Origin of the sequence: Mesorhizobium sp. M1088 (genome assembly GCF_040318575.1) — a bacterium.
GTDB lineage: Bacteria > Pseudomonadota > Alphaproteobacteria > Rhizobiales > Rhizobiaceae > Mesorhizobium.
The window spans coordinates 37841-55012 of the sequence record NZ_JAMYMO010000018.1; the positions used below are offsets into that span (position 1 = coordinate 37841).

Consider the following 17172-nt stretch of genomic DNA (forward strand, 5'->3'; position numbering starts at 1 on the left):
ACCGGAAGGCCTTACGCCGCCGGCTGCGCCTCGATGGTGCGCAGCGCCTGCGTCTGGCGCTTGGCTGCGGCCTTGACCGCGTCCTGCACCTTCTCGAAGGCGCGCACCTCGATCTGGCGCACGCGCTCGCGGCTGATATCGAACTCGGCCGACAGCTCTTCAAGCGTCAACGGCTCATCGGCGAGGCGGCGCGCCTCGAAGATGCGGCGTTCGCGGTCGTTGAGCACGGCAAGAGCGCCCGACAGCATGCCGCGCCGGTTTTCCAGCTCGTCCTGCTCGATCAGCATCTCTTCCTGGCTTTCGTGGTCGTCGACCAGCCAGTCCTGCCATTCGCCGGCCTCGCCTTCACTGGCCCGGATGGGCGCATTGAGCGAGGCGTCGCCCGACAGGCGGCGGTTCATCGACACGACTTCCGCTTCCGAGACGTTCAGCCGGGTGGCAATCTCGGTGATCTGATCGGGCTTCAAATCGCCTTCGTCGAGCGCCTGGATCTTGCCCTTCACCTTGCGCAGGTTGAAGAACAGGCGCTTCTGGTTGGCGGTGGTGCCCATCTTGACCAGGCTCCACGAGCGCAGGATGTATTCCTGGATCGAGGCCTTGATCCACCACATCGCATAGGTGGCGAGACGGAAGCCGCGCTCCGGTTCGAATTTCTTGACGGCCTGCATCAGGCCGACATTGCCTTCCGAGATCACCTCGCCGATCGGCAGGCCGTAACCGCGATAGCCCATGGCGATCTTGGCGACGAGCCGAAGGTGGCTGGTGACGAGCTTGTGCGCAGCCGTCGTGTCCTCATGCTCGGCATAGCGCTTGGCGAGCATGTACTCTTCCTGCGGCTGAAGCATCGGAAAGCGGCGGATTTCTTCCAGGTAGCGGCTGAGACCGCCTTCGCCGGAAACGATACTGGGTAATGACTGGGCCATGATAGCGCCCCCTCTCTATTGGAGTGATGCCCCCGAAACGCGGCGGGCATGTGGCGCGAATGCCAAAGGCACATTCGCGCCAACCGACATATATAGGAACAAAACCAGAAAGACAGGCATTTGTTCAACACGAAACAGTGTGTCACGTTGAAGTGAACAACGCCGGTCAGGTTTTCAGGTGGTTGGTTCAGAGCTTGCGGAAGCCGTCGACGAGTTCCTCCATGTCCCACGGTATCGGTGCTTCGAACCTCATCGTTAGATGGGTATCGGGATGCCGAAATGCAAGGAGGCGGGCGTGCAAAGCTTGTCGCGGAAACGCCTTTACCTTGCTTCTTAGCGGCTCGGGCAACCGATTGGCCTTGGTGCGGAAAGCCTGACCGTATTCGGGGTCGCCAATCACCGGATGGCCGATATGGGCCATGTGGACGCGTATCTGGTGAGTGCGACCGGTTTCCAGCCGGCATTCGACCAGGCTCGCCGTGGCGAATTCCTGCTGCTGCTCGCCAAAGCGCTCAACGACGATGAAATGCGTGACGGCGTGGCGGGCATCGTCGCGGCCTTGCGGCACCACGGCGCGGCGTACCCGGTCGGCGGCGCGGCCGAGCGGCGCGTCGACCGTCCCGGTCGGCCTTGCCGGTATGCCCCAGACCAACGCCAGATAGGCCCGCTCGAGATCGCCGGTCAGGCCGTGGTCGGCAAAGGCCTCCGACAACGCCTTGTGGGCGCGATCGGTCTTGGCGACGACCATGACGCCGCTGGTCTCCTTGTCGAGGCGATGGACGATGCCCGGCCGTCTCACCCCGCCGATGCCAGACAGGCTGTCGCCGCAATGATGGATCAGCGCGTTGACCAGCGTGCCGGTCCAGTTGCCGGCGCCGGGATGCACGACCAGCCCGGCCGGCTTGTTGATGACGATCAGCTCGCTGTCCTCGTAGAGGACGTCCAGCGCAATATCTTCGCCTTGCGGCGCCGCTGGTTCCGGCTCCGGCATATCAACCGACACGCTGTCACCTTGCGCCATCTTGCGCTTCGTTTCGCTGGCTGGCTTGCCGCCGATCGTGACGGCGCCCTGCTTTATCAGCATCTGTACCCGGCTGCGCGACATGTCGGGGCCGAGCCTGGCCGCCAGCCATTGGTCGAGCCGCTGGCCGGCCGCATCAGCGCCCGCCTCCAGGACGATCGGTCCGGCCCCTATTAATTGTCTGACCACTTCGTTATGAGCGCTCATCGAAAACAGTTCCGGAATCTGCTGCCATGGCCCGGCCGCTTGCCGACGAAGACGAGGAAAAGCCGCTCGACCCCGAGGTCGAAAAGGTGCGGAGGAAGCTCGTCCGCTTCGTCGCCATCAATCTCGGCCTGCTGTTCCTCGCCCTTATGGTGGTGATCGCGGCACTTGTCTACAAAGCGCGCAACGCGCCGCCTGCCGCCCCTCCGCTAAGCAGCGACATCCAGGTGCCGATCGGCGAGACGGTCAACGGCGACATCGTGCTGCCGGTCGGCGCCAGGGTGATCAGCCAATCGCTGTCCGGCAATCACCTGTCGATCGACGCAGAGCTGCCCGACGGCAGCCGCGCCATCTTCGTCTATGACATCACCGAGCGCCGCATCGTTGGCCATTTTTCGATCAGGAACAAATGACCGGTTTTGCCGAACACCGCAGCATTGCCACGGTCGCGCTTGTCGTCGCAAATTATGACGAGGCGATCTCGTGGTATGTCGACCAGCTGGGTTTTGTCCTCACCGAAGATGTCGATCTCGGCGGCGGCAAACGCTGGGTCACGATCACGCCGCGCAACGGGCAGGGTGCGCGCCTGCTTCTCGCCGAGGCATCCGGCGATGCGCAAAGGCACGCCATCGGCAGCCAGACCGGCGGCCGGGTCTTTTTGTTCCTCGAAACCGACGATTTTGCCCGTGACCATGCGCTGATGCTCGAAAAGGGCGTCGAATTCCGTGAGGCGCCCCGGCACGAGACCTATGGCACTGTGGCGGTTTTCGCCGATCTTTATGGAAATCTCTGGGACCTGATCGAGCCAAAACGCTAGGCTTGCAGCGGATACTTCACCGGCGCGATCGGCAGCCTTAAGCCTAGTTGCTTTTTGCCAGCCGTCAGCCTATATCGCCGGTTCTTGAACGCGCCCATCGTCTAGCGGTCAGGACACCGCCCTCTCACGGCGGGAACAGGGGTTCGATTCCCCTTGGGCGTACCAAGTCTCTCCAAGCTCTCGGCAAACCATCAATCCGATCCATCGCCTCGGGTCGCGGCGGATTTGGCTCATTGCCGCTTCTGGTGCAGCGGAGCCGATTGCATTAGCATTGCATCGTGGGTCTTGAGGCACAGCGTTAGCGGCGCGCAGAACGTCGCGCTGAACAGGGCAGTCAATGCCACGCGGGGAGGAGCCAGATACAGAAACTACAATCGCAAGGCGTCCATCACGCCTGTCGGCACCGCCTGGAGCCGACCTGAGCTGCAGCTGCCGGCGGCGGATCGTTTTGGCGAACTCGGCGAAGGCGCCTCTCCCTCGAAGGGTAGATGCCGGGAAGGCCCTTAGCACCGGCCAGCGAAGCTGCGCGCGACGCGCATGGCTGGGCTCTAAACGCGCCATACTCCAGTTGCAGTATCGTAGCTTCTTTGCCGTTCGAATTTCTCTCAGTCATGGCTTCGCACGATACCAAGATATGCTGCGAACGACACATCCACGGCGGGCTCAACCATTCGATCTATTCCGGCAAGCCGAAAAGTGTTTGCGCGCCTGCTATTCCTCCGAGCGGATGACTGCCCATGGCGATCATCGGCTCGGTAGTTTCTGCCTCGAACACTGTCGACGCGAGCACCGTCCGTCCCAACGGCTTGCACAGCCCTTCGATGCGGCTGACAAGATTTACAGCCTTGCCGATCGCGGTGAAGTCCAACCTGCCGGCAGTGCCGATATTCCCCCAGAGTATCTCGCCGACATGCAGGCCAATGCCAAATCCGAGCTCAGGGCCGCCATTGCGGCGCCGAGTTTGGTTGACATGATCTATCCCGGCGCGCGTGGCCTTCACGGCGCGTACCGCAGCGTCACATGCGGCATTTGCATCGCGCTCGCCAATCGGGAAAATCGCGAGGACGCCATCACCTATAAACTTGAGAACCTCACCACCAAATGCATGCACCGCGCCGGCGACGCAATCGAACCAGGCATCAAGTACCAATACGATCTCGTCTGCATCATGAACCTCGGATAGATCGGTGAAACCTCGAAGGTCCGCGCACAGAAGCGCAGCCCGTATCGTCTCTCCCTTTACTCGACGAGAATGACCGTTGAGCACATGTGCTGCACTGCGCTTTCCCAAATATGCTTCGAGCAATGCGCGTTTCGCGGACCGTTCTGCGAGTGCGGTCATCGGAGCCGCAGCAAACCGGGAGATTTGCCGCAGCAGCTCTGACTGCGCCTCATCCGGAGTATGATCGAACGCCCACACCAAAGTCGGTGCGACACCGCCCGCTCGCTCGTCGAACACGATCGCCCGCGTCGTGCCAAGCCACTCCCGCAGCACGAGCCGGGGATCGGCATTCTGGCGGTCGGCGCCTATCCCCAAAGCCTCGACCACTTCACCCCCAGGCGCTCGCCAGAGCCAGATACGGCGTGAAATGATTGGGTCGGGAGCATCCTGCGCCAGCGCGCCGGCGACGATCGGCAAGCCGTCTTCCATCAAATGCGTTGAGAGCTGCAATAGAAGTCGCCCACCGTCGCCAATATGCGCGGCGTCGTCCAGAAGGAATGAAAGCGACTTTGCGAGAAGCATGGGTAGAAGGTCACTCGGCACCGGCTTATGCTTACGCCTCGAACATCTTCTTGCAACTCCCCACATTCGCTTCAATCATGCAGGTATTCGCTGCGGATGTGACCTGGAGTGAGCGATGGCGGAATCGGTTTACACAGAGATTGAGGTCGCCGCGCCACAAGCGACCGTGTTCGCGCTTTTGACGGATCCGGACCAGATCGTGCGATGGATCGGGACCGAAGCGAATTTGGATGCAACGCCGGGCGGTCTGTTCCTCGTCAATGTCGGTGGTCGCCATATGGCGCGCGGTGAGTTCACCGAGGTGATCCCGGTCCACCGTCTTGCCTACAGTTTTGGCTGGGAAGACAACGAGACCGTGCCGCCCGGCTCCAGTCATGTCGAGATCGACCTGATCGCGAGGGATGCGGGGACACTGATCCGCTTCACGCATAGCGGACTGCCGAACGCAAAGGAGCGTGACAGCCACCGAAGGGGATGGGAGCACTACCTCTCAAGGCTGAAGATCACTGCCGATGGGGGACATGTCGATCCCGACGTGCCGATGAAGAATATGTGATTTTCATCTAAGGGCTGCGGATGCCCGTAATCCGAACCAGGCGCGGCATGCGTCAACGAGGCCCCCTTTTGACCTGCCGTCGCCAAACCGGCCGCGCTCGGGAAACCAGCGACCTGCGGGCCGCCGCACCATTACAGCTGCCGGCGACGGATCGTTCCAGCGAGCTCGGCGAAGGCGTCCGCGATCCGGGTGCCGCTCTTGGCGCCTGCGCGGAGTTCTTGAAACTCAGCGCTTCTGGCGCAACGCCTCGGATTGAATTAGCATCCGTTCATCAAAGCTCCGGCCGCACTCCTGCAGGATGCGGAATGCGGAGCGCAGGCGAGCGAGGCCGGGCGCGGTCACATGCCGGGCGCCGATCCAAGCGCAACTGGGCATCCGAACTTCCGTTCGGCGGCAAGACGGCGTGGCCGGGAGGAGTCAGATGCAAAAGCTGCAATCGCAAGGCGTTCATCACGTCACGCTGGTCGGGGCCGGGCGCCAGACTTCCATCGATTTCTGGGAGGGCGTGCTCGGCATGCCTTTCATCTTCGAGCAGCCCAATCTCGATAAGGCAAGCGAAAGCCATCTCTATTTCGATCCGGGCGACGGCCGGCTGATCACCGTCTTCACCGACGAAAGCCGCACGCCGGTCAAGCGGCGCACGCCGACCGACACGGGCTGCGTCCATCATATCGCTTTCGCGGTGTCGCGCGTCACCTTTCTGCAGGCGGTTGCCCGGCTCGACGAGCGCGCCATCAAGCACAGCGGCGTCAAGGATCGCGGCTTCATGGACTCGATCTATTTCGAGGATCCGCTCGGCCTGCTGATCGAACTCGCCTCCTACCGTTTCGAACCGCCGGCGGGCTTCACCCATGCCGACGTGCTGATGCAGGCGCACAAGATCCGCGTCGCGCGCGGCGACTACAACATCGCCGAAATGCACCTTGCCGATGCGATCCAGGCGCTTGTCGAGCGCTCGCGCACGACGTTGTCGGAGGATCGCGCACCGAAAAATCCATATTGACGACACGCCGAACAAAGGGAGGATACAATGGCGAAGACAGCAACCAAGAGTGCCACGAAGCCCGCGGCCAAGGCAGCCAGGCCAGGAGCGAAGCCGGCGGCCAAAGCCGCCGCCAAGCCAGCGGCGAAAGTGGCAAAGCCGGCGGCCAAGGTCTCCGCCAAGAAGCTGGCGCCGAAGGCCAAGGCGAAACCGGCGAAAAAGCCCGCGCTCTCGCTCAGCATGCTGAAGCCCAGCGTCAACAATATGAGCGTTCGAGTGTTTGCACGCGCCGCCGGGCTCGATCATTCCGAGACCGACGTATGGGGTCTCACGCGCTCGCCCGAATACATGGCGCGAAACCCGGCCCATCTTACGCCGATGATCGAGGACAAGGGCCTGCCGAGAGGTGTCTTGTGGGAAAGCTGCGCCATTATGCAGTACCTCGCCAACAAGCACGGGCTGGAGAAACTATATCCCAAGGCGCCGGCCAAGCGGGCAATGATCGACAGTGCCATGTTCTACCTGATCGGGACGCTCTACCCCTATGTGGCGCGCGCCACATATCCTGTGCTGAATTTCCCGCAATATGCCGGCGAGGTCGGCCAAAGCGACGCCCACCCCGACAAGAAGTCGGAAGCCCAGAAGGCCGCTATAGAAGCGATAGCCGAGCCGCTGGAGGTGTTTCACAGCTTCTTCAGGAACGGCAAGCCGTTCATCGGCGGCAAGAACCCGTCGATCGCCGACATCCGCCTGGCGGCGACGCTCGAATTCCTCGCCGTCATCGACTATGCGCTGCCCCAATGGGCAAAAGACTATATGGCGGCGATCGAGAAGAAGCTCGGCAAGGCCTATGCTGAGCCGGCCGGCGACGTGCGCGGCTATATCGCCTATGTGCGGTCGCAGGCCAACGCCTGAGGCACATGCAGGCCGGCGATCGTCCGCACGTTCTGCGGGAGCCGGTAATGATCTGAGGTAATTCTTTCTTACTCTCCCCTGTTTGCACGATGTGGGGAGCTTAAGGTTTCGTTAACCGAAACCCTTTCTACTGGTATCCACCTCCAGCTTGCGACCACGGATGTACTGGCGCGGATGGAAAGCAAAGGTCGGCTGCTCGCCGGCCTTTGCTTATTGCAGCCCTGCCGAAGTTTGCGGCTGACGGCGCTTCACGACGCCTGAATGGCTGATGAAGCGCGTTGCCGGCATCTTGCCATCGCCGATGTGAGCCCTACCATCGAAGTAGTCCCGTCCTCGATGGCGGTTCAAGGACAGAGGCCCTGTCATGAAAAGCATTGCTGGAATGATGGTGATTGCAGGCGCCATACTGGCGGATGCAGCCGGTCAATCGAATGCAGCGACGCTCAACACCATGCCCGAGGTCGGGGCTGCCATCCAGGCGTGCTGGACCCCGCCGGCGAATGCCGGGAATTCCACCGTTACCCTGAGCTTCAGCTTCAGGCGCAATGGCACGCTGATCGGCCGGCCCAAGCCGACCGCCATCCGCGTGGCCGGCGACGAGAAGGCACGGCAGGCTTTTGTCGATGCGGCGATTGCGGCCGTGGACCATTGCCTGCCATTGAGCCTTTCACCGGCGCTGGCTGAAGGCATCCCGGGCAAGGTGTTCACTCTGCAATTCAACTCGCCCAAACAAAAACAGCCTGCAACGCGCGTGCAGGCTTCGCCTTGATCTTTTCCGACAACCGGATTCCACTTTTCGGGACCTAATGCATGTCGCGCGCGGCGGTTTTGCGACAACGACATGCATTAGACAAGAACCTAAACGCGTCGCATGAGGCCCGGTCGACCGCGATGCGCTTTAGTGTCGCCTTCGTCTCGCCTCGACATGTCGCGCCAGTTCCGGCATCTCGAAGACATAGTCGCTCCAGGCCGAATCCGGTATCTGGCCGGCGAGTTCCAGCAAAAGCCTCTGCTCGTGGTCGAGTGGCCTCGGTGCGCGTTCATGGTCCAACCCAAGTGAATGGAACAGATTCCTGGTCAGGTCCGCGACAGTGAAGTGGATCGACATTTGCGGTCTCCTCCTTTGGCCGCTCAACGCCGATCCCAGGGCTAAGGTTTCAGCAACGGCCGGCCGGTAACGCCGGATTGATCGCGATGCCGAACCCGCCGCGCACATCAAAGCTTCGCCGTGGCGGGCGTCCGCCGGCGTTGCTGCCGTTTCGTCTCAATCTTGAAATAAAAATGTAATATTGAATTTACACGAGGGGATCTAATACACTAGAGCTAAAGTCTCTGGTGGCAGTTTGATCTACTTCAATTAGGAAAAACTGATTTAGCTAGTACTTATCCATAGTCGACAAAGAAATCCTGTTCTCGGTGCAACAAGGATAATGGTCGTTCCAATGACACGCTTCTGGCCCCTCACGATTCTGATGCTGGTGTCGGCAATAGCCGTTGCGCTCGGCACATCCTTCTCCTATGCGGATAGCTGCGGTGCCATCAGGAGCCAATTGCTTTCGGCGGGGCGCAGCGGCGGGACCAGCCCCGAGCTTGCCCAACTGCGCCGGCAACTCGCCGCGATTCAAAAGCTTGAGAGACAACGCAGATGCACGGCGAAAACCGCCGGCTTCTTCTTCAATCCCTGCGCCGACCTAGTCAGCAGCAAGGCGGAGGTGCAACGGCAGATCGCCAGACTGTCGAATTCGAGCAGGGACACGTCCGGACTGAAGGCCAGGTTTGTCGCGCTGGGCTGCGCCGCCCCCGCTGCCAAGAAACAGCCGGCGCAGCAACGCACGGCACCCAAGGCCCAGTCCGCAGGCACAACAATTGGCGGCAATCGGATGCTGTTTTGCGTTCGCTTGTCGGACGGATATTTCTTCCCCGCGCCAAAGTCGCAATTCGCCAAGAACGACGATCTGAAGGAAACGGTCGATCAGTGCCGCTACATCTGCGACGATGCCGGCGTCGACCTCTATACGCTGGGCGATGCCACTCGCGAGACCGAAGAGATGGTCGCGCTCGAGTCGGGAAAACCCTATGTGGAGCTACCTGCCGCGTTCCGGTACCGCGACGACGCGAACTTCAAGGCCTGTGACGTCAAGCGCTATTACCAGCGCGTTGCCGAACTCAGGGCACGAACCGTGACACCGGCCAACATGAGCAACGCCATCATTCCGTTGCCGACCGCAAAGCCGGATCTTGGCGTCGTCGCGGAAATTCCTGAATCCGGGATCGAAACTGCCGGTGCGGCTCTCGCAGGGGCAAAAACGTCGGTTTTCGAGGTGCCAGGGACTGCCCAGCATCAGTCGATCGAGAAAGCGATCGGCGCGCGGCCGGTGAGAGTGGTCGGGCCGGCCTTTTTCCCGGCGGACTGACCAGGGCGGGCGATGTTCCGAGACGGCTGGCCGGATAGCCGCTTCAAGGCCTGGAGCCGTGCGCATCGACCGACGTCGGCTGGTTATTCGCAGACCATGCGGGCCCGTTTGCCGGGCTCGCTGACATTCTTGCAAGTTAGCGGCTTCTTCGGCTCCGGCGACAGCATGGGCGGGTTGTTGGTGACCCTCCTCCGAGGCGTTGCAACGGAAGCCGCGCTCCTGCGCACCGCCGGCCCTTTCGGCGTTTGCGGCGCCACTGGAAAGACGTCGGTCTCCAGTTGCGACTGTTCGGCTTGGGCCTGCGGCGAAGGCCTGTCCCAGAAACGGCGAACATCGAGCGGCTTGGGAATGATGACGGTGCCGTCATAGCTGCGCGCGCAGCCGCTTCCCAGAGGCAGCGCCAGGCACAGGAAGACAGGCAGAATCCGTCGAGACATCAGCAATACCCCTGCAAGCTTATAACGCTGCTTCGGCCTAACCGACAACCGGCGGAATAGGGCGAAGGGAGTAGATACCGTGAAGTAGAAGTCGTCGCACTTCCAGTGGAAGGCGTTGCTCGAAGATCGAGCGCCGGGTCGGGCGCGGATGGAGGTCCAGCGCGAGTTAGAACCTTGCGATTCGTCAACGCTTCCAGCGTAAGGCCATGGTGCGATCGCACCATACCAAAGCCGCGCTCAGTGGCGACAATGGGATGTTCGAAGTTCCGCTCCTCCAGTTACGGGCGGGAGCAGCGACCGCCGGCAAGAAACAGGGTCAGATTTACCCCAACGGACCTGTTTCGGCGATGGCGCGGCCATGACACGTTCTGGCTGCATGCAACGCGCTCCCGTCCGGCTTTTTTCTTTTAAAGCCAGTGGCTGCGATCGCCGAGCAGACGATGCCGGCCGGAATTCACGCAAGCTGCTGATTCCAGCGGCAAACCGCGGCCCATGCCGACAAAAGCCCGCGGCCGCTCCTTCTTAACCCGGCTGGACGTCGTTACCGGAGCGACATGAAACTGTCATGCGACTGTAATAATCGGGGGCTATTGGCCTCAGCGGGCGCCGGAGGAATGGCGCCGAGAGACCATATTCCGAACAGGAGCAGGCCACATGAGATATTTCATCCGCTCGGCGGCCGTTGCGATTGCAATGGCTGCGGCGACGACCACCCTCACCCTGTCCGCCGCGCTCGCCGCGGACATCTCCGGCGCCGGCGCCACCTTCCCCTACCCGATCTATGCGAAGTGGGCCGACACCTACAAGAAAGACACCGGCGTTGGCCTTAACTACCAGTCGATCGGTTCCGGCGGCGGCATCAAGCAGATCAAGGCCAAGACCGTTACCTTCGGCGCTTCGGATGCGCCGCTCAAGGGCGACGAGCTTGAAGCGTCCGGACTGGCTCAGTTCCCGATGGTGATGGGCGGCATCGTTCCCGTCGTCAATCTCGAGGGCATCAAGCCGGGCGAGTTGGTTCTCGACGGCCCGACGCTGGCCGACATCTTCCTCGGCAAGATCACGAGCTGGGATGACGAGGCGATCAAGAAGCTCAATCCCGACGTCAAACTGCCTTCGCAGGCGATCGCGGTCGTTCACCGTTCGGATGGTTCGGGCACGACGTTCAACTTCACCTATTACCTCGGCGACGTCAGCGCGGACTGGAAAGAAAAGGTCGGCGTCGACAAGGCCGTGGAATGGCCGGTCGGCATCGGCGCCAAGGGCAATGAGGGCGTTGCCAACAATGTCTCCCAGACCGGCGGCGCGATCGGTTATGTCGAATATGCCTACGCCAAGCAGAACAAGCTCATCCACACCGATATGATCAACAAGGACGGCAAGAAGATCGAGCCCACCGCGGCGGCGTTCTCGGCGGCAGCGGCCAATGCCGACTGGAGCTCGCAGCCGGGCTATGGCGTCATCCTCGCCAACGAGCCGGGCGCCGAGTCCTGGCCGATGACGGCGGCAACGTGGATCCTGCTCTACAAGAAGCCGGATGATGCCGCGACCACCGGCGAAGCGCTCAAATTCTTCGCCTGGGCATACGACAAGGGCGACGAGATGGCCGGCGAGCTGGACTACGTTCCGATGCCCGACAAGGTGGTTGAGAGCGTCAAGGCCATGTGGGCCAAGGAAGTCGTCGGCGACGACGGCAAGCCGCTCTACTCGGCTATGTAATCTCCTCCAGGGAGGGCGTCGATGGCGCCCTCCCTGTTGCCTTTAATCGCGAGGACCCAATGACCATCGCTTCCGATGCCATGCCATCATCTGCAGCAGCCCGGGCCAGGGAAGCTACTGTGCGGCGCTTCGCGCTCACAGATGCCATATTTCGCGGACTCACCCGCGCTTCCGCAATCCTTGTGCTGGTCATCCTCGGCGGTGTCGCCATCTCGCTGTTTGCCGGCTCATGGCAGGCGCTGTCGTCGTTCGGTTTTTCTTTCCTGACGACTGAGAGCTGGAATCCCGTTACGGAAAAATTTGGCGCACTGGCGCCGATCTACGGCACGCTGGTGACGGCGGCCATTGCCATCCTGATCGCGGTTCCGATCGGCATCGGCATTGCAATCTTTCTCACCGAGCTCTGCCCGCGCCCGCTCAGGCGTCCTATCGGCATAGCGGTCGAGCTGTTGGCCGGCATTCCTTCGATCATCTACGGCATCTGGGGCCTGTTCGTGTTCGCGCCGTTCCTGCAGACGACGATACAGCCCTTCATCATCAACATCTTCCACGGCGTGCCGGGACTATCCAGCCTTTTCGCCGGCCCTCCTTACGGCATCGGCCTTCTGACCTCGGCGCTGATCCTCGCCATCATGGTGCTGCCCTTCATCACCTCGATCACCAAGGACGTCTTCGATACGGTGCCGGCGGTGCTGAAGGAATCGGCCTATGGCATCGGTTGCACGACCTGGGAAGTGACCCGGCGCGTGGTCATTCCCTATACCCGCATCGGTATCATGGGCGGCGTCATGCTTGGCCTCGGCCGGGCACTCGGCGAAACCATGGCGGTGACTTTCGTCATCGGCAACGCACATCGCATCAGTGCCTCCCTGTTCGCGCCGGGCACGACGATCTCGGCGACCATCGCCAATGAATTCACCGAGGCCGACGGCGACCTCTACACCTCCTCGCTGGTTTCGCTCGGCCTGATCCTCTTCGTCATCACCTTCCTGATCCTCGCCGCCGCCCGCTATATGCTGATGCGGATCGACGCCCGTACGGGAGCCTGACCGATGTCGACATCCTCATCGCTCCACAGCCGCCGCAAAGCCAGGAATTCGGTGATGATGGCGCTTTGCGTCGTCGCCGCCGGCATCGGGCTTGCCTGGCTGGCGCTCATTCTCGGCGCACTGGTCTATAAGGGCACAGCCGGGCTTTCGCTCGCGGTCTTCACCGAGATGACGCCACCACCGGGCGAGGCCGGCGGCTTGCTCAATGCCATCACGGGCAGCCTGCTGATGACGATCATCGCCGTTGTCGTCGGCACGCCGATCGGCGTGCTGGCGGGAACCTACATGGCCGAGTATGGACGCTTTTCGCGCATCACCACCGTCGTCCGCTTCATCAACGACATCCTGTTGTCGGCGCCGTCGATCATCATAGGCTTGTTTGTCTATGAGCTGATGGTGCGGCCAATGGGACATTTCTCGGCCATTGCCGGCGCCGTTGCGCTTGCCATCCTGGTCATTCCGGTGGTCGTGCGCACCACTGAAGACATGCTCAACCTGGTGCCGAACGCGTTGCGTGAAGCCGGTGCCGCGATCGGCGCGCCGCGCTGGGTGGTGATCCGTTCGGTCGCCTACCGCGCCGCATTGTCCGGCATCGTCACCGGCATATTGCTGGCGATAGCACGCATTTCCGGCGAGACGGCGCCGCTGCTCTTCACCGCGCTCAATAACCAGTTCTGGAGCAGCAATATCAACGCGCCGATGGCCAGCCTGCCGGTGACCATCTTCCAGTTCGCTCTCAGCCCTTACGAGGAATGGCAGCAACTGGCGTGGACCGGCGCACTCATAATCACCCTGACGGTTCTGGGCTTGAGCATCCTCGCCCGCAGCCTTACCGGACGCAGAGAGGACAGATGACACAGATGTTGTCCCCAGACATGACGATGGCCGAAACGGTCGCCGAGAAGACGAAGATCGAGGTCAAGAATCTCAACTTCTACTACGGCCAGAGCAAGGCGCTGAAGGACATCAGCCTGTCGCTGCCCGAGCGCAGTGTCACGGCCTTCATCGGCCCTTCGGGCTGCGGGAAATCGACGCTGCTGCGTGTGTTCAACCGCATCTATGAGCTCTACCCAAAACAGACGGCCGAGGGCCAGGTGCTGCTCGACGGCAAGAACATTCTCGACCGGTCGCAGGATCTCAACCTCCTCAGGACCAAGATCGGCATGGTGTTCCAGAAGCCGACGCCCTTCCCGATGTCGATCTACGAGAACATCGCCTTCGGCGTCAGGCTCTACGAGAACCTCGGCAAGTCCGAGATGGACGGCCGCGTCGAACAGGCGTTGAAGCGCGCCGCGCTGTGGAGCGAGGTCAAGGACAAGCTCAACGCCAGCGGCTTGAGCCTATCCGGCGGCCAGCAGCAGCGGCTCTGTATCGCCCGCACCGTGGCCGTGAAGCCGGAAGTCATTCTGCTCGACGAACCGGCTTCGGCCCTCGACCCGCTGTCGACTGCCAAGATCGAGGAACTGATCGACGAATTGCAAGCCGACTACACGATCGTCATCGTCACCCACAACATGCAGCAGGCGGCGCGCGTGTCGCGCCAGACGGCCTTCATGTATCTGGGTGAACTGGTCGAGTTCGACCGGACCGAGAAGATCTTCACGTCGCCCCGCGAGAAGCGCACGCAGGACTACATCACTGGCCGCTTCGGCTGAGCCGTTCCGATCATGCATATGAGGACAGGACCATGGGCGAACACACAGTCGCTTCTTTCGACGAGGATCTCGAGCAGATCAGCAAGCTGATCCGCGACATGGCCGACCTCGCCGGTTCGATGGTCGGCGGGGCGACCAAGGCGCTGTTGAATTCCGACAACGTGCTGGCGCAACGCGTCGTTTCCGACGACGCCATCATGGATGCGCGTCAACGCGAACTGGACGACCGCGCCATCACCCTGATCGCCAAACGCCAGCCGATGGCCCACGATCTTCGCCATGTGGTCGGAGCGATCCGCATGGCGGGCGACCTCGAACGCATCGGCGACCTTGCCAAGAATATCGCCAAGCGCGTGAGTGCGGTCGGCCTCAGCGCCACGCCGCGGGACCTGTCGCATTCCATCGACGCGATGGCGCAGCTGGTTCTCATCCAGGTGCAGGGTGTCATCGAGGAATATGCTGCAGGCGATGCGGCCGCGTTGGCCAAGCTTCGTGCCGCCGACGAGCGCATCGACGTCAAATACACGTCCGTGTTCCGCGAGCTGTTGACCTACATGATGGAAGATCCGCGCAACATCACCGCTTGCACGCACCTGCTGTTCTGCGCCAAGAATCTGGAGCGGATCGGCGACCATGTCACCAACATCGCCGAAAATGCGTATTATGTGCTGACCGGCGAGCAATTGCCGGTCAATCGTCCGAAGCAGGACGAAACGACAATGTCCGCACCGGTGACATGATGGGGGTGCCCAGCCGATGATCGCACCACGCATAATGGTGGTGGAGGACGAGGAGCCGTTGGGTGTGCTGCTCCGCTACAATCTCGAATCCGAAGGCTACCAGGTCGAGGTGGTGACACGCGGCGACGAAGCCGAGATCCGTTTGCAGGAGAATGTGCCCGACCTTTTGGTGCTCGACTGGATGATACCAGCGGTTTCCGGCATCGAGCTCTGTCGTCGGTTGCGGGTGCGCCCCGAAACCGAGCGGCTGCCGATCATCATGCTGACCGCGCGCGGCGAGGAGAGCGACCGGGTGCGCGGTCTTTCGACCGGCGCCGACGACTATCTGGTCAAGCCGTTTTCGACACCGGAATTCATGGCCAGGGTCAAGGCGCTGCTGCGGCGCGCCAAGCCGGAAGTGCTGTCCAGCGTGCTGAAGGTCGGCGACATCGTGCTCGATCGCGAATCGCACAGGGTCTATCGCAAGAAGAGCGAAATCAGGCTCGGGCCGACCGAATTCCGGCTGCTCGAGTTCATGATGCGGCATCCGGGCCGTGTCTTCTCGCGCAGCCAGTTACTCGATAATGTCTGGGGGGAGACAATCTACATCGACGAACGCACCGTCGACGTGCATGTCGGGCGGCTGCGCAAAGCCGTCAACAACGGCCGGATGCCGGATGTCATCCGCACCATCCGCGGCGCCGGCTATGCGATCAGGGAAGATTGACCCGCCTGGTCAGGCTACGTTCTTTCTGACGCTGGGCCTCATTTGCGCGCCCGGCGCGAAAATCTCCTGGTCGACGAAGCTTAACGCCCGCATCGCGCAGCCTTCGCGGATCAGCGGCAATTCGTTCGGCTCTGTATCGAAGGAGATCGAGCCTGAATGCTGGCCGCCGGCGGTCTGGGCGATTGCCTTCCGCAAGGCCGGCTCGATCAGATCGAAGGCGGCGGCACTGGCGCCGACCATCGCGACCGGTGCCGGATCGATCAGCGCGAACAGCGAGCCGAGACCGAAACCCAGCGCTTCGCCGGCCTTGCGGTAGGCCTCGCGTTCCGGCCCATCTTTCTCGCGCGCCCGGGCCGCCAGTGCTCGCATGTCGGCGTCGCTGACGTCGGCGACCGGTTCGCTGTCTTCGCTCATCTGCCTGGCGTTGCGCCAGATGGCGTAGTTGCCGGCATACGCCTCGATGCAGCCGCGCCGCCCGCAACGGCAGAGCGCGCCGCCCGGACGATGGATCATGTGGCCAAATTCGCCGCCCGAGGAATGCGTCCCGGTGAACAGTTCGCCCTTCAGCACCAGCCCCATGCCGATGCCATGCGAAAGCAGGATGGCGATGAAGTCGTCGCGATAGCGATCCGGATTGCGCCAGCGCAAAGCCACCGCCATCATGTTGCAGTCGTTCTCCACCGTTGCCGGGATGCCGAATTCGCCCTCCAGCATGTCGGCAAAGGCGATGTCGGTCTGCGGCGTGATCGGCGACCACAGCATGGCGCGTGCAGGGGAGTCGGTAATGCCCTGAATCGCCAGGGCGATGCGGGCGACACTGCGGACGTCAAGGTCTGGATCCTGCAGCCGGCGCCGGACGATGGCCATGCATTCACGGATCAGCTCGTCGCGCGGCATGGTCAGCGTGTCCAGCCGGCGCTGTTCCTCGGCGACCACCTGTCCCGTATAGTCGATAATGGCGGCCGACAGGAAATTCAGCGACAACACCACGGTCAGCACCGCCGCCGCTTCCGGATTGAGGGCGAGGCCGACCTGCGGACGACCGCGTTTCAACGAAACGGGCTCACTTGCCTTGCTCTCGGCGAGGATGCCTTCCCGTATCAGGTCGGAAGAGATCGCCGATATGGTCGAATGACTGAGGCCGGTGGTAGCTGCGATCTCAGTACGCGATGGCTGGCCGGCCCGGCGCACCGCCGAGATCACCATCGCCCGGTTGCGCCGGCGCAAATCGTCATGGCGGATTCCGACCGACATTGTTTTGCTTTCCTCCCGGTTGCCGCGGCCGCTCATGAA

The 17172-nt window shown here is 62.0% G+C and carries 19 protein-coding genes and 1 tRNA gene; 14 read left to right on the forward strand and 6 right to left on the reverse strand.

Going from position 1 to position 17172, the window contains the following annotated elements; translation table 11 throughout:
* Positions 1–11: 11 nt before the first annotated feature.
* Both rpoH and NKH49_RS20405 read right to left on the reverse strand, forming a co-directional pair.
* The gene (gene rpoH, locus NKH49_RS20400; protein ID WP_352613498.1) at positions 12–923 is read right to left on the reverse strand and encodes an RNA polymerase sigma factor RpoH; all 912 of its coding nucleotides are present in this window, start codon (positions 921–923) and stop codon (positions 12–14) included.
* Between the two features lie 187 nt (positions 924–1110).
* Positions 1111–2151 (reverse strand): RluA family pseudouridine synthase, encoded by a 1041-nt coding sequence (locus NKH49_RS20405; protein WP_352927504.1) that lies wholly within the window; start codon positions 2149–2151, stop codon positions 1111–1113.
* A gap of 26 nt (positions 2152–2177) precedes the next feature.
* On the opposite strand from NKH49_RS20405, the gene NKH49_RS20410 reads away from it, so the two are divergent.
* The 3 genes from NKH49_RS20410 (at position 2178) to NKH49_RS20420 (ending at position 3130) form a co-directional block, all read left to right on the forward strand.
* Complete coding sequence (locus tag NKH49_RS20410) at positions 2178–2561, forward strand: fimbrial protein (RefSeq protein ID WP_352540246.1); 384 nt, start codon at positions 2178–2180, stop codon at positions 2559–2561.
* A complete protein-coding gene (locus NKH49_RS20415) occupies positions 2558–2965 on the forward strand; it encodes a VOC family protein (RefSeq protein WP_352613502.1) in 408 nt (135 codons plus the stop codon). Before NKH49_RS20410 ends, NKH49_RS20415 begins: the two co-directional genes overlap by 4 nt.
* 90 nt (positions 2966–3055) lie before the next feature.
* A tRNA-Glu gene (locus tag NKH49_RS20420) sits at positions 3056–3130 on the forward strand.
* Between the two features lie 511 nt (positions 3131–3641).
* Here the strand turns inward: NKH49_RS20420 and NKH49_RS20425 are convergent.
* Positions 3642–4709 (reverse strand): adenylate/guanylate cyclase domain-containing protein, encoded by a 1068-nt coding sequence (locus NKH49_RS20425; protein ID WP_352927506.1) that lies wholly within the window; start codon positions 4707–4709, stop codon positions 3642–3644.
* Between the two features lie 115 nt (positions 4710–4824).
* On the opposite strand from NKH49_RS20425, the gene NKH49_RS20430 reads away from it, so the two are divergent.
* The 4 genes from NKH49_RS20430 (at position 4825) to tolA (ending at position 7931) form a co-directional block, all read left to right on the forward strand.
* Complete coding sequence (locus NKH49_RS20430; protein WP_008873905.1) at positions 4825–5265, forward strand: SRPBCC family protein; 441 nt, start codon at positions 4825–4827, stop codon at positions 5263–5265.
* Positions 5266–5686: 421 nt separating this feature from the next.
* The gene (locus NKH49_RS20435; RefSeq protein ID WP_352927509.1) at positions 5687–6268 is read left to right on the forward strand and encodes a VOC family protein; all 582 of its coding nucleotides are present in this window, start codon (positions 5687–5689) and stop codon (positions 6266–6268) included.
* A gap of 27 nt (positions 6269–6295) precedes the next feature.
* Positions 6296–7162, forward strand: a complete 867-nt coding sequence (locus NKH49_RS20440; RefSeq protein ID WP_352613506.1) for a glutathione S-transferase family protein — start codon at positions 6296–6298, stop codon at positions 7160–7162.
* A 364-nt stretch (positions 7163–7526) separates the two neighbouring features.
* Positions 7527–7931, forward strand: coding sequence for a cell envelope integrity protein TolA (gene tolA / locus NKH49_RS20445; protein WP_352613508.1), 405 nt, complete (start codon positions 7527–7529; stop codon positions 7929–7931).
* A 129-nt stretch (positions 7932–8060) separates the two neighbouring features.
* On the opposite strand, the gene NKH49_RS20450 is transcribed toward tolA, so the two are convergent.
* Positions 8061–8270, reverse strand: a complete 210-nt coding sequence (locus NKH49_RS20450; RefSeq protein ID WP_352613510.1) for a hypothetical protein — start codon at positions 8268–8270, stop codon at positions 8061–8063.
* Positions 8271–8604: 334 nt separating this feature from the next.
* On the opposite strand from NKH49_RS20450, the gene NKH49_RS20455 reads away from it, so the two are divergent.
* Positions 8605–9576 (forward strand): DUF2865 domain-containing protein, encoded by a 972-nt coding sequence (locus tag NKH49_RS20455; RefSeq protein WP_352613512.1) that lies wholly within the window; start codon positions 8605–8607, stop codon positions 9574–9576.
* Between the two features lie 83 nt (positions 9577–9659).
* Here NKH49_RS20455 and NKH49_RS20460 read toward each other — a convergent pair whose 3' ends face one another.
* Positions 9660–10013, reverse strand: a complete 354-nt coding sequence (locus NKH49_RS20460) for a hypothetical protein (protein WP_352613514.1) — start codon at positions 10011–10013, stop codon at positions 9660–9662.
* Positions 10014–10667: 654 nt separating this feature from the next.
* Between NKH49_RS20460 and pstS the strand changes: the two genes are divergently transcribed.
* From pstS to phoB, 6 genes are read left to right on the forward strand one after another with little or no spacing between them, the layout of a single operon-like run.
* Positions 10668–11729: a phosphate ABC transporter substrate-binding protein PstS gene (gene pstS, locus NKH49_RS20465; RefSeq protein WP_352613516.1), complete on the forward strand. Its 1062-nt coding sequence runs from the start codon at positions 10668–10670 to the stop codon at positions 11727–11729.
* A gap of 59 nt (positions 11730–11788) precedes the next feature.
* Positions 11789–12778, forward strand: coding sequence for a phosphate ABC transporter permease subunit PstC (gene pstC, locus NKH49_RS20470; RefSeq protein ID WP_352634128.1), 990 nt, complete (start codon positions 11789–11791; stop codon positions 12776–12778).
* A gap of 3 nt (positions 12779–12781) precedes the next feature.
* Positions 12782–13633 (forward strand): phosphate ABC transporter permease PstA, encoded by an 852-nt coding sequence (pstA, locus tag NKH49_RS20475; protein ID WP_352613520.1) that lies wholly within the window; start codon positions 12782–12784, stop codon positions 13631–13633.
* The gene (gene pstB / locus NKH49_RS20480) at positions 13630–14433 is read left to right on the forward strand and encodes a phosphate ABC transporter ATP-binding protein PstB (protein WP_352451144.1); all 804 of its coding nucleotides are present in this window, start codon (positions 13630–13632) and stop codon (positions 14431–14433) included. Before pstA ends, pstB begins: the two co-directional genes overlap by 4 nt.
* 32 nt (positions 14434–14465) lie before the next feature.
* Positions 14466–15173 carry a phosphate signaling complex protein PhoU gene (gene phoU / locus NKH49_RS20485; RefSeq protein WP_023678534.1) on the forward strand — a complete coding sequence of 236 codons (708 nt, stop codon included), beginning with the start codon at positions 14466–14468 and terminating at the stop codon, positions 15171–15173.
* Positions 15174–15189: 16 nt separating this feature from the next.
* Positions 15190–15879, forward strand: a complete 690-nt coding sequence (gene phoB, locus NKH49_RS20490) for a phosphate regulon transcriptional regulator PhoB (RefSeq protein ID WP_031212149.1) — start codon at positions 15190–15192, stop codon at positions 15877–15879.
* A 9-nt stretch (positions 15880–15888) separates the two neighbouring features.
* Here the strand turns inward: phoB and NKH49_RS20495 are convergent, their stop codons facing one another.
* Positions 15889–17133, reverse strand: a complete 1245-nt coding sequence (locus NKH49_RS20495) for an ROK family protein (protein WP_352451146.1) — start codon at positions 17131–17133, stop codon at positions 15889–15891.
* Positions 17134–17172 lie beyond the last annotated feature (39 nt).